Source organism: Amycolatopsis echigonensis (genome assembly GCF_002846615.1).
Classification (GTDB): Bacteria; Actinomycetota; Actinomycetes; order Mycobacteriales; family Pseudonocardiaceae; genus Amycolatopsis; species Amycolatopsis echigonensis.
The window spans coordinates 6,873,003-6,885,341 of sequence record NZ_PJMY01000003.1 but is presented as its reverse complement, the minus strand read 5'-3'; the positions used below and the strand labels follow the sequence as shown (position 1 = coordinate 6,885,341).

Sequence of the window (12,339 nt, the reverse complement as noted above, 5' to 3'; positions counted from 1 at the left end):
TTCAAGAATATGAACACTCCACAGATATGTGAACTGAGATTGGATAACCGAACGCGCCTCGCCGCGTCAAGAGGAAGTCAGGCGGACCGGCCGCGCCGAACCGGGTTCCGGAGGGTGCCGAGGCCCTCGATCATGATGGTGACCTCGTCGTCTGCCTCGAGCGTGACGTCCGGGCCGGGAACAGCGGATGTCCCGGTGGCCAGGACGGCGCCGCGCGGGAAAACGTCGCCGCGATAGAGCCACGAGACCAGATCCGTGAACCGGCGGTGCAGCCGCGCGGTGGACGTCTCCCCGGTCCAGAGCAGTTCCCCGGCGCGGTGGATCGTCACGGTGATGCCGAGCGCGTACGGGTCGGGGATCTCCTGCGCGGGCACGATCCACGGCCCGGCCGCGCACGAGCCGCGGTACATCTTGGCCTGCGGCAGGTACAGCGGGTTCTCGCCTTCGATGCTGCGCGAACTCACGTCGTTGACGATCGTGTAGCCGACGATCTCCCCGCTTGTGTTGCACACCAACGCCAATTCGGGTTCCGGAACGTCCCACGAGGAATCTTCGCGCACGCCGATCGGCTCGCCCGGCCCGCGCACGCGATGCCCCACGCTCTTGAAGAACAGCTCCGGCCGCTCCGCGTCGTAGACCCGCGCGTAGACGTCGGCGTCGCGGCTCTCCTCCATCCGCGCCTCGCGGGACACCTCGTAGGTGACTCCGGCGGCCCATACCTCGGTGTCGTCGTCGACCGGCGCTCGCAGCTCCCCCGGCTCTCCTGGCGTCAACTCGATCGCCAGCGCTTCGGCGAACTCGTCGGCGGACAAGGCCAGCAGGGCGCCGAGCGTTGTCCCGGGCGGGAGCGCGCCGACGGACTCGCCGTCGGTGACCTTCCAGCCCGCGACGGTCTTCACGAGGCGGCGCATCAGTGCGAATCCCTCGGCACGGCCGAACCGCGAGTGCCGTGCAGGAAATCGAAGTCCGCACCGAGGTGGGCCTGGGTGACGTGCTCACGGTAGAGCCAGGTGTAGCCGCTGCGGTAAGGGCTTTCCGGCGGCGTCCACGCTGCGCGACGGGCGGCGAGTTCGTCGTCGGGCACGTGCAGGGTCAGCTGGCGCGCCGGGGTGTCGAGCGTGATCCGGTCGCCGGTGCGGACGAGCGCGAGCGGGCCGCCGACCGCCGATTCCGGGCTCACGTGCAGCACGACCGTGCCGTAGCCGGTGCCGGACATCCGGCCGTCGCAAATCCGCACCACGTCGGTGATTCCCCGCTCGATCAGCTTCTTCGGCACCGGGACGTTCGCGACCTCCGGCATGCCCGGGTAACCCTTCGGGCCCGCGCCGCGGATCACGAGGACCGTGTCCGGAGTGACCGGCAGTCCCGGATCGTCGGCGACGCGGTGGTAGTCCTCCGCGGTGTCGAAGACCAGCGCCGGACCGGTGTGCGTGAGCAGCTCCGGCGACGCGGCCGACTGCTTCAGCACCGCGCCCTCCGGGGCGAGATTCCCGGTGAGCACAGCGGTTCCGGTGCCGGGCGGCTGGAACGGCGCCTCGACTGTCGTGATCACCTCGTCGTTCCAGCACTCCGCGGGTTCCCGGGGTTTGCCGGTTACCGTGCGGACGTCGGTGTGCAGAAGTCCGGCTTCGGCGAGCCTCGTCAGCACCACGGGAACTCCCCCGGCGTAACAGAAATCCTCCATGAGGAACCGGCCTGAGGGCATCAGGTTCACCAGCGTGGGGACGGCTCGGCCCAGTTCGTCGAAGTCGCGCATCGCGAGCGGGACGCCGACGCGGCCAGCCAGCGCGAGCAGGTGCACGATCGCGTTGGTGGACCCGCCGATCGCCGCGTTGACGCGGATCGCGTTCTCGAATGCCGCGCGGGTAAGGATCCGCGACGGCCGCAGGTCTTCCCCCACCATCGCGACAATGCGCTGACCGGCTGCCTGCGCGGTCTCGAAGCGGCGCGCGTCGACCGCGGGCCAGGTGGCCGAACCGGGCAGCTGCATGCCGAGCGCTTCGGCGAGGCAGGCCATCGTCGAGGCGGTGCCCATGGTCATGCAGTGGCCGTTCGAACGGGCCATGCAGCCTTCGGCGAAGAAGCACTCCTCCTCGGTCATCCGGCCGGCCTTCAGTTCTTCCTCGAACTTCCAGACGTGCGTGCCCGAGCCGACGTCGCCGCCGCGGAACTTCCCGTTGAGCATCGGGCCGCCGGTGACCATCACCGCGGGCAGGTCGACGCTCGCCGCGCCCATCAGCATCGCCGGGGTCGTCTTGTCGCAGCCGGACAGGAGGACGACGCCGTCGAGCGGGTTGGCGCGGATCAGCTCCTCGACCTCCATCGCCATCAGGTTGCGGTAGAGCATCGCGGTGGGACGCATGAGCGTCTCGCCGGTCGCCATCGTCGGGAAGGCGAGCGGGAAGCCGCCCGCCTGCCAGACGCCGCGCTTGACCGCTTCGGCGACGCGGTCGAGGTGGACGTTGCACGGGGCCAGCTCGGAGGCGCTCACCGCGATGCCGATCACCGGGCGGCCGTCGAACACCTCCGGGCCGAAGCCCTGGGACCGCATCCACGACCGGTGGATCATCCCCGCCCGGCCGGACGCCCCGAACCACGCCGCACTGCGCACCCGCCGACTCCCTTCTCCGGAACCTCCTCGATACCCGATCGGGCGGATCCTGGCAATCGGCTGAGAATTCCGGTGAACCGGACACTTCGCGGGGCTGCCGAGCGTTGGAGGGGTGAGAACGTCCCCGGAAACGCGAGGTGTGCGATGAGCCTGATCGGGACCCTGGTCGGGTACGTCCTGACCGTGTTCATCGTGGTGCTGGTGGTGCGGATGGTCCTGGACTGGACCCGCCTGGTCGCGACCGGGCCCGCGTGGCTCGGCCAGGCGCGCCGGATCAGCCACCGGGCGACCGAACCGGTGCTCGCCCCGGTGCGGCGGGTGCTGCCGCCGGTGCGGGCCGGCGGGGTGGCGTTCGATCTGGCGTTCACGGTCGTGTTCGTGGCGGCGTTGGTGGTGCGGTCCATCGCGTTTGCGTTGTGAGCAGCCGCCGGTTTGCCTGCCGCTGCGAGGTGGAGCTCTGGTTCACCAGGCGGTCGAAGCCGCGCACGGTTGACCGGCTTGTGCCGGACCGGTCGGGCGGGTTCCGGCGCGCTGGTTCGGGCTGACGAGGCGCTGAGCGTCAGCCGGGCTTTCCCGCGGTGACCGGGGTCGGTTCGTCGTCGGGGCGTCGACGGGAGGCCCAGGAGTCGTAGCCGCGCATGAGAAAGCGGTGGGCGGGCCGTTCGACCAGGCGGGTGAGGGCCCAGCCGAGAAGGACGCCGGTGGCGATCATGGCGGCGGTTTGCAGCAGCGGGTCGGCGCCGAGGCCGGACAGCCAGTGCAGCACGAGGTAGCCGATGGCCTGGTGGATCAGGAAGACGCCGTAGGAGATGCCGGCGAACCACGTGATCGCGCGCTGGGCGAACGACGGCAGGACCCGGTTCCAGTCCGGGCCGGCCGCGGCGAGCGAGATCACCGCGATCCCGGCCGCGATGCCGAGCGTCGAGCCCCATTCGACGTCGATTCCGGCTGGGGTGACCGCCGCGCCGTGCAGGGCGTGCGCGGTGACGCAGAGGACTTCCAGCAGCACGAATTCCGTCGTGGACATCCGTTTCTTCGTCCAGAGCCAGACCGCGACGCCGGCGACGAAGAGGTGCCAGCGGTGGAATCCGAAACCGTCGACGATCACGCGGTACCACTCGGGCGGGCCGGCGATGCGCAGCGGCCATTGCGCGAGCGGGACGAGCAGGGCGGTCCACATCAGGACGCGGAACTTGCGGCCGTGGCCCCAGCTGCCGCGGTAGAGCAGCGCGGCGAACGTGAACGCCATGAGCTGCAGGGGAATCGTCCAGTGGGAGCCGTCGAGGAAGGGGAAGTCGGCGGGCTTCCAGTTCCAGAGCATCAGGAGATTGCCGACGAGGTCCCCGAACCGCGGGCTGAACCAGCCGGGCGGCGACAGGTACCGCAGCGCGAAGTAGATCGCCACGACGGCCGCGAGGAACGGCGGCAGCAACCGCGCGATCCGCCCCCACCAGTACCGGCCGAGCGACCCGCGCCCGATCGTGACGGCGGCGAAGTACGCGGAAATCACGAGCAGCAGGCTCGCCCCGATCTGATGCGGGAACACGAACCGCCGCGGCCCCAGTTCCGGATGCACGACGACGCTCATGAAGGTCGCGTGGTACAGCAGCACCAGCACGACGCACCCACCGCGCACGAGGTCCCAGCTGATCCGCCGGTTCCCCGAAGACATGCTCACCGGACGGAACGAGGACACGCGAGTCACCGTAGCTGGTGGGGTTCGCGCGACGCGGAGGGACCCTGGGGCGTGTCGGGAGCGGCATTTCCGGTACAGGGCGCGGGTTCGCGGCTCCGGGGAGACGAGCGTTCCGGGGAAAGCCGTGGTGGCAGAGGGATTTCCGCCTGGAGGGTTCGTCGCGCGTGCGGTCGTTTGCTGCTGTGGGCTGCGGTGAGCGAGGGGTTTTAGCTTGGGGCGTGGAGGATTCCCCCGTTGGTTGTGACGATCGAATGCTTGCTTGGTTGCGCTGGACGGGTGCGGTTCGCGGAGTGCGGAGAGTGATCCGAGTTGCGGCTGGATCGATCTTGGGGGGGTCGTGGTCCGGCTGCGCTGCGCGCTCCGCGGCGGGCGGGTATGGATGGGTCTCGGGGGTGGGCCTGGTCCGGCCGCGCTGCGCGCTCCGCGGCGGGCAGGTATGGATGGGCGCCGGGGGCCGTGGGCGCACGACGGTTGGGGCCCGGGCGGCCAAGTGTGTGGAGGCGTTGCTGGGAAGGTGCGGCGTCGCCATCCGGAATCGCCGCGAGGGGGCTCCGACTCGGGTCCCGGCGGACTCGTGCCGACGACGCCGCTCCTGCTCGCTGAACCTTCCCCGGCCGATCGCCGACGTGCTGCGGAGCGACTCGGCGGGTCCCGGGCAGGGCGGGAGCGGCGGCGGAGGCTGCGCGTGGACGCGAGGTCGAGAATGCGCAGCGGGCCTCGCTCGCCTCATGCAGCTTTCCAGCCCACGGCTCGGCCTGGCTCGACACCGCCGCTCCAGCCCCGCCCGCCTCCGGAACGCAGCCCGACCGCTGCAGCTCCGCCTGGCTCCGGAACGCGGCCCGACCGCGCTGGCCCAGCCCGGTTCCAGGCTCCAGGCTCCAGGCTCCAGGCTCCAGGCTCCAGGCTCCAGGCTCCAGGCTCCAGGCTCCAGGCTCCAGGCTCCAGGCTCCAGGCTCCAGGCGACGGTCTCACACGCCGGGCGAGGCGTCCCCCTGCGGCCGCGAGACGTCGCACACGCGGGAGCGGCCCCTCTCACGCACCCGGTTTGAAGGCGACCTCCTTCGTGGTGACCGTGCCCGCGGTCCGACCTGGTGCGGCCTGGTGGGTCCAGTACAGGTTCGTGTGCGCGATGACCTGCGCGGGCGGCGGCGCGCCCCACGTGGTGCGGTCTCCCGTCGTGTGGGCGTCGCTCACCAGGGTCGCGTCGTAGCCTCGCGCGAAGGCGCCGTGCAGGGTGGAGCGGATGCAGGCGTCCGTCTCGGCTCCGCTCACCACCAGGTGCCCCACTCCCCGGTCGGCGAGGACTGACTCCAGGGTGGTGTCTTCGAAGGAGTCGCCGTAGGACTTCTCCACCAGCGGTTCCGACGGCGCGGGCTTCAGCTCCGGGACCAGTTCCCATTCGGAGCTGCCCTTTTCCAAACCCTCGTCGTTGTGCTGGACCCACACGACGGGGACCCCGGCCTCCCGGGCTTTGTCCACCAGCGCGGCCACGTTCGCCACGACGCCGTCCCGCTCGTGCGCGTCCGCGACGACGCCGTTCTGCACGTCGACGACCAGCAGTGCGGTGTTCGGCCGGTCTTTGAGAGTGGTCATGATCTTCCCTCCAGTCTGATACCGCTCACGCTAGCGCCGACCACCGACAAAAACCGGCGAAGTCACTCCGGGCGGAGGGCGTCGTGCGGGGAGGACGGGCCGAACTCAGCCTCGAAGCGGGTCAGCAGGCGGGACAGGAGACCGTTCAAGCCATCCAGCTCATCCTCACCCAGCACGGACCGGAACAGCGCCTGCTCTCGTTCGGTGCGTTTCCGAGTCGCGGCGGCCCAGCGGGCGCGGCCTTTGCGGGTCAGGCGGATCGGGCGGCTCCGGCCGTCCGAGGACGCGGCGACGCGTTCCACCAAACCCGCTCGTTCCAGGCGGTCGATCCGGACGGTGACGGTGCCGGAGGTGACGCCCAGCCGGTCGCCCAGTTCTTTCGGGGTGAGCACCGCCGCGCGGCCCGAGCGGTGCAACGCCGACAGCGCTTGCCAGTCCCCCGTGCTGAAGCCGTATTCCTCCGCGACTCCGCGCAGCACCTGCTCGAACTGCCGCGACAGCCGGCCGATCCGCTGCCGGGCCGCTTCGACCTGCTCGTCCACGCCGTCCGGCATCGCGGCCAGCCACGCGGCCAGGCCTGCCCCCACTGAGTCCAACTGGACACTCCCTCGAAGCTCAAGGTAGTTTGGTTTGAGTATCAAGGTACCTGGTCCTGGGGAGGTCCGCATGTCCGGACGCGTCTGGTTCATCACGGGAGCGAGCAGCGGGTTCGGCCGCGTGCTCGCCGAAACTGTGCTGGCGCGGGGAGAAAAGGTCGTGGCCACGGCTCGCGACACGAGTGCGCTCGAAGGCTTGAAGACGTTCACCGCCCGGCTGGACGTCACGGATCCGGCGTCGGTGGAAGCCGCAGTGAGCGCGGCGATCGCTGAGTACGGGCGGATCGACGTCCTGGTCAACAACGCCGGGCGCGGGCTGGTCGGCGCGCTCGAAGAACTGACCGACGAACAGGCTCGGCAAGTGCTCGAGACCAACGTGTTCGGCGTCCTGAACGTCACGCGCGCGGTGCTGCCGCATCTGCGGGCGCAGCGCAGCGGGCACATCGTGCAGCTGTCGTCGGTCGGCGGGGTGGTCGGGAATCCCGGGCACGCGTTGTACGCGACGTCGAAGTTCGCGCTGGAAGGGATGTCCGAGGCGCTCGCCGGGGAGGTCGCGCCGCTGGGGATCCGGGTGAGCCTGGTGGAACCAGGGCCGTTCCGGACGGACTTCGCCGGGAGGTCGATGACGTTTTCCGAACCTATCGACGACTACCGCGACACCCCGGCGGGCGTTATGCGCCAACGGTTTTCCGCGCAGGACGGCGTGCAGCCGAACGATCCGGCGAAGGCCGCGGAGGCCATCGTCACACTCGTCGACACTCCGGACGCGCCGCTGCGGCTGCCGCTCGGGCCCGAGGCGGTGTCCCGGATCCGGGCGAAGCTCGAGCAGCAGCTCGCCGATCTCGCGGCGTGGGAGGAGGTCTCGCTGGACACGCGTTATCCGGACGACTGAACGCTCAGCCGCCCGGATGACGCGGAGAGTCAGCCCACGGGGCCTTCGGCGGGCACGACCGTGACGTTCTGCTGCTGACCGGTCTGGTCGACGACGGTCACGGTGAGCTTGTCGCCGGGGTGGTGCTGGTCCATCAGGGTGGTCAGCGCGGTGGGCGAGTCGACCGCTTTGCCGTCCACCGCGGTGATCACGTCTCCAGCGACGAGACCCGCTTTGGCCGCCGCGCCGTCGGGGACGACCTCTTGGATAGCGGCGCCCGTGCCGGTTCCGCTCTGCTGTTGCTGCTGCTGTCCGGCGTCGCTGACGGTCACGCCCAGGAACGCGCTCTTCCCGATGTGAACCGTGTCGGAGCCGGTGCCGCCGACGATCTGGTGCGCGATGGAGATCGCCTGGTTGATCGGGATCGCGTAGCCCTCGTTCCCGCTGGAACCCTGCGAGCCGTCACCCTGCGAGCCGTCGCCCTGGGAGTTGTCGCCGGGGAAGCCGTTGCCGAGCCCGCCGTGGCCGCGTCGTCCGCCGCCGTTGAACTGGTACCCGGCCGAGGCCGCGGTGTCCATGCCGACGACCTGGCCCTGCCCGTTCACGAGCGGGCCGCCGGAATCGCCGGACTGGATGTTGGCGTCGACCTGGATCAGGTCCTTGAGCTTCTCGGACGAGCTGTTCGATTCGTCGGACGCGGTGATCGACTGGTTCAGCGCGGTCACCCGACCGCCCGCCGGGATCGGCGCTCCCCCGGCTCCGCCCGCGTTGCCCAGCCCGACGACCGCGTCGCCGACCTTGACCGACGAGGAATCGCCGAGCGTCTCCGTCGCCAGCCCGGACGCGTCAGCGAGCTTGAGCACCGCGACGTCGTGGCTGCGGTCGTAGCCGAGCACCGAAGCGGTGTACGTCTGGCCGTTGCCGATGTCGGTGACCTTGATGCTGGTCGCGCCCTCGACGACGTGGTTGTTCGTGAGCACCTCGCCGTCGGGGGTGAGCACGATGCCGGTGCCCGCCGCGGCCGCGCCCTGATAGCCCAGCTCGGTGTTGACGTTGACGATTCCCGGGCTGGCCTTCTTCGCGATCGCCTGCGGGTCGATCGCCGTGTTCGACGGGTTGGTCTGGTTGCCGATCGAACCGAAGTTCTGGTTCCCGGAAACGCCGGACGGCGCGGACGGCGTCCACACGAAGTGCCCGACCCCGAGCCCGACGGCGACCGACAGCGCGACCGCGCCGGCGGTCAGGGCCGCCGTCCGCAACGGATGGCGGGACCGCTGGTGGTGCGGCGCGGCGAACTGCTGGGTCGGGTACGGCTGGCCGCCGGGCTGAGGACCGTACGCACCCGGCGGCGGAGTGCCCCAGTGGCCCCAGCCGTGCTGGGATGGCTGTCCGGCCCCCGGCGAGTAGGGGTACGCCTGTCCGTAACCGGGCTGTCCCTGGCCGTGCCCGCTGCGCTCCTGCTCGTTCATGGTCCGCTCCTGCGTCTCGTGACCCTCCGCCAGCTCAGGAAACACCTGCTACCTGAGATTTTCCTTGACGTCGTCCGTGCGAAACCTGTGTACCCGGGCCGCGGCACGGAAAAGCCCCGCCCGGCTCGGGAAAGAGCCGGACGGGGCCCGCGGAGACCGCGCCTTCTCCGCGCCGCCGGGGTTCCGGCGGCGAGGGTGGTCAGCTCACGTGCACGTAGTCGACCACCAGCTGTTGCGGGAACTGGGTGCCGCCGTCCGGGTCGCCCGGCCAGTCGCCGCCCACCGCGAGGTTCAAGATCAGGTAAAATGGGTGGTCGTACACCCATTTCTTGCCGTTGAGGTCCGCCGGAGTGCGGGTTTCGTAGGCCTGGCCGTCGACCAGCCAGACGATCTTGTCCGGCGACCAGTCGACCGCGTAGGTGTGGAAGTCGTCGGAGAAGTTGGGGCCGGTGAACGCCGCGCCGATGCCGCCCGCTCCCGAGTAGCCGGGGCCGTGGATGGTGCCGTGCACGGTGTTCGGCTCCTTGCCGATGTTTTCCATCACGTCGATCTCGCCGTCGTCCGGCCACTGCCCGCCGCCCAGCATCCAGAACGCCGGCCACATCCCTTGCCCGCGCGGCAGCTTCATCCGGACTTCCATGTGCCCGTACGCCTGGCTGAACTTGCCGGACGTGTTCAGCCGCGCCGACGTGTACTGGCACGCGCCGTACCAGCAGGCGTTGCCGGAGTTCTCTTTCTTCGCGGTGATCACGAGGTGGCCCTGGCCGTCGAGCGCGGCGTTCGCCGCGCCCGAGGTGTACCACTGCCGTTCGTGGTTGTTGCCGTTGTTGTCGCCGGTTTCGTAGTTCCACTTGCTCCCGTCGGCGGGAGAGCCGGCCGGGCCGTCGAAATCGTCGGAGAACCCGGCGGCCGGAGCGGCGGCGGGCGCGGCGTTCCCGGCGGGCGTCAGCGCGACCGCGCCGGCGAGGACGAGCGCCGCGGGGACCGCGAGCAGCCGCCAGCGAGAGGGGGTGTGCGTGGACGTCATTGTCATCCCTCGATCACTCGAGGGGCGGCCTGGCGGCGCCACCCCGGGTTTGTTGTGGATGGCAACAAAGTATGCCGACCAGCGGCTCCACCGGCAAGACGCTCCGTGGGTCATTTTCCGACCGGAGCCGGGAAACGACGCTTGCCAGAGGAATTCCGGGCAGCACCGGAGGACCGGAGGGGCAATCCGGAGGGGCAATACGGCAGGAAGGCCGTGAGGGAACCCGATGGACTCGGGGTTCCCTCCCGGCCTGGGAAGCGAAAGCGGTGGACAGGTCAGTCTTCGGCGGGGCGTTCCTCCAGCAACCACAGCACCCCGCTCGGCGGCAGTTGCAGCACCGCCGACGCGGGCTGTCCGTGCCACGGTTCCTCCGTCGCTTCCACCGCGCCCAGGTTCCCGACTCCGGAGCCGCCGTACGCTTCCGCGTCCGTGTTCAGCACCTCGGTCCACCGGCCGGCGGACGGGAGCCCCACCCGGTAGTCGTGGTGCGGGACTCCGGCGAAGTTCGCGATGCAGGCCAGCCGCGAACCGTCCGCGCCCAGGCGCAGGAAGCTCAGCACGTTCCCGGCCGAGTCGTTCGCGTCGATCCAGCGGAAGCCTTCCGGCCGGACGTCGCCGCTGAACAGCGCGGCGGTGTCCCGGTAGACCGCGTTCAGCTGCCGGACCAGGTCGCGCACGCCGCGGTGCAGCGGGGTTTCCAGCAGGGGCCAGTCCAGCGGCCGCGACTCCGACCATTCGCGCGGCTGGCCGAATTCGCCGCCCATGAACAGCAATTGCTTGCCCGGATGCGCCCACATGAACGCCAGCAGCGCGCGCAGCCCGGCCGCCTTGTTCCAGTCGTCGCCCGGCATCCGTTCCCACAGCGAACCCTTGCCGTGCACCACTTCGTCGTGCGACAGCGGCAGGACGAAGTTCTCGCTCCACGCGTACACGAGCGAGAAGGTCATCTCGTTGTGGTGGTACGCCCGGTGGATCGGCTCGTGCGACAGGTAACGGAGCGTGTCGTGCATCCAGCCCATGTTCCACTTGAAGCCGAATCCGAGACCGCCCAGATGCGTCGGGCGGGTGACGCCGGGCCACGCGGTGGACTCCTCGGCCACCATCACCACACCCGGGTGTCGCTTGTAGACAGTCGCGTTCAGTTCCTGCAGAAACCGTACGGCGTCAAGGTTTTCCCGGCCGCCGTACTCGTTCGGCAGCCACTCCCCTTCCTTGCGGGAGTAGTCGAGGTACAGCATCGACGCGACCGCGTCCACGCGCAGGCCGTCGAGGTGGTACTCCTCCAGCCAGAACAGTGCGTTCGCGACCAGGAAGTTGCGCACCTCGTTGCGGCCGAAGTTGAACACGAGCGTGCCCCAGTCCGGCTGCTCGCCGCGGCGCGGGTCCTCGTGCTCGTACAGCGGGCTGCCGTCGAACCGCGCCAGCGCCCAGATGTCGCGCGGGAAATGCGCGGGCACCCAGTCCACGAGCACGCCGATGCCGCGCTGGTGCAGATGGTCGACCAGGTACCGGAAGTCGTCCGGCGAGCCGAACCGCGACGTCGGCGCGTAGTACGAGGTGACCTGGTAGCCCCACGAGCCGCCGAACGGATGCTCGGCCACCGGCAGGAACTCGACGTGGGTGAAGCCGGTTTCCTCGACGTAGTCGGCCAGCTGGTCGGCCAGTTCGCGGTAGCCGAGCCCGGGCCGCCACGAGCCGAGGTGCACCTCGTACACGCTCATCGGCGCGTCCGCCCAGTCGGTCGCCTCGCGCCGGGCGACCCAGTCGCCGTCGCCCCAGGTGTACTCGGATTCGGTCACCTTCGACGCGGTCGCGGGCGGCACCTCGGTGGCGAACGCCATCGGGTCGGCCTTCTCGTGCCAGTGCCCGTCCGCGCCGAGGATGCGGAACTTGTAGCAGCTGCCGACGGAAACGCCGGGCACGAACAGCTCCCACACGCCGGACGACCCGAGCGAGCGCATCGGATGGCCGCGGCCCTCCCACGCGTTGAAGTCGCCGATCACCCGGACGCCGCGCGCGGTCGGCGCCCACACCGCGAAAGACACGCCTTCGACGACTCCGTTCGGGGTGTCGTACCGGCGCACGTGCGCGCCGAGGACGTCCCACAGCCGCTCGTGCCGTCCTTCGCCGATGAGGTGCTGGTCCAGCTCCCCCACCGTCGGCAGCCAGCGGTACGGGTCGTCGGTGACGACCGTCTGGTTGTCGTAGCCGACTTCGATCCGGTAGTCGCCGGGGTGTTCCGGCAGCGTCGCGGCGAACAGCGCGTCCGCCACGCGATCCAGCGGGACGCGTCGCTCTCCGGCGACGACCGACACCGACGTCGCGCCCGGGCGCAGCGCGCGCACGACGATGTCGCTGCCGACGGTGTGCACGCCGAGCACCGAATGCGGGTCGTGGTGCTCGCCTGCCAGCAGCCGGTCGATGTCGATCGGTGACGGCGCCGCCGAGGGCAGATCCGCGGGGACAGCGTTCACAG

General features: G+C 70.2%; 9 protein-coding genes and 1 pseudogene. 2 read left to right on the top strand and 8 right to left on the bottom strand.

What is annotated here, in order from left to right; all coding sequences use genetic code 11:
• Positions 1 to 77: 77 nt before the first annotated feature.
• Complete coding sequence (locus tag ATK30_RS37465; RefSeq protein WP_101439467.1) at positions 78 to 911, bottom strand: fumarylacetoacetate hydrolase family protein; 834 nt, start codon at positions 909 to 911, stop codon at positions 78 to 80.
• The gene (locus ATK30_RS37460) at positions 911 to 2,611 is read right to left on the bottom strand and encodes an IlvD/Edd family dehydratase (RefSeq protein ID WP_101439466.1); all 1,701 of its coding nucleotides are present in this window, start codon (positions 2,609 to 2,611) and stop codon (positions 911 to 913) included. Before ATK30_RS37460 ends, ATK30_RS37465 begins: the two co-directional genes overlap by 1 nt.
• A gap of 144 nt (positions 2,612 to 2,755) precedes the next feature.
• On the opposite strand from ATK30_RS37460, the gene ATK30_RS37455 reads away from it, so the two are divergent.
• Positions 2,756 to 3,031 carry a YggT family protein gene (locus ATK30_RS37455; protein WP_101439465.1) on the top strand — a complete coding sequence of 92 codons (276 nt, stop codon included), beginning with the start codon at positions 2,756 to 2,758 and terminating at the stop codon, positions 3,029 to 3,031.
• 139 nt (positions 3,032 to 3,170) lie between these two features.
• On the opposite strand, the gene ATK30_RS37450 is transcribed toward ATK30_RS37455, so the two are convergent.
• The 3 genes from ATK30_RS37450 to ATK30_RS37440 all read right to left on the bottom strand — a co-directional run bounded on the left by ATK30_RS37450 (position 3,171) and on the right by ATK30_RS37440 (position 6,487).
• Positions 3,171 to 4,307 (bottom strand): acyltransferase family protein, encoded by a 1,137-nt coding sequence (locus ATK30_RS37450; protein WP_244194843.1) that lies wholly within the window; start codon positions 4,305 to 4,307, stop codon positions 3,171 to 3,173.
• A gap of 1,032 nt (positions 4,308 to 5,339) precedes the next feature.
• Positions 5,340 to 5,900: a cysteine hydrolase family protein gene (locus ATK30_RS37445; RefSeq protein ID WP_101439464.1), complete on the bottom strand. Its 561-nt coding sequence runs from the start codon at positions 5,898 to 5,900 to the stop codon at positions 5,340 to 5,342.
• A 62-nt stretch (positions 5,901 to 5,962) separates the two neighbouring features.
• A complete protein-coding gene (locus ATK30_RS37440; protein WP_101439463.1) occupies positions 5,963 to 6,487 on the bottom strand; it encodes a MarR family winged helix-turn-helix transcriptional regulator in 525 nt (174 codons plus the stop codon).
• A gap of 79 nt (positions 6,488 to 6,566) precedes the next feature.
• Here ATK30_RS37440 and ATK30_RS37435 point away from each other — a divergent pair, with 79 nt between their 5' ends.
• Positions 6,567 to 7,388: an oxidoreductase gene (locus tag ATK30_RS37435; RefSeq protein ID WP_101439462.1), complete on the top strand. Its 822-nt coding sequence runs from the start codon at positions 6,567 to 6,569 to the stop codon at positions 7,386 to 7,388.
• A gap of 29 nt (positions 7,389 to 7,417) precedes the next feature.
• Here the strand turns inward: ATK30_RS37435 and ATK30_RS37430 are convergent, their stop codons facing one another.
• From ATK30_RS37430 to glgB, 3 genes and pseudogenes are all read right to left on the bottom strand, one after another.
• Entirely contained in the window at positions 7,418 to 8,836 is a 1,419-nt protein-coding gene (locus tag ATK30_RS37430; RefSeq protein WP_101441272.1) for a S1C family serine protease, read from the bottom strand.
• A gap of 202 nt (positions 8,837 to 9,038) precedes the next feature.
• A pseudogene (locus tag ATK30_RS37425) lies at positions 9,039 to 9,863 on the bottom strand (glycoside hydrolase family 16 protein); the annotation flags it as partial.
• A 275-nt stretch (positions 9,864 to 10,138) separates the two neighbouring features.
• On the bottom strand, positions 10,139 to 12,337 hold the full coding sequence (glgB, locus tag ATK30_RS37420) for a 1,4-alpha-glucan branching protein GlgB (protein WP_101439460.1): 2,199 nt from the start codon (positions 12,335 to 12,337) through the stop codon (positions 10,139 to 10,141).
• Between the last annotated feature and the right edge of the window lie 2 nt (positions 12,338 to 12,339).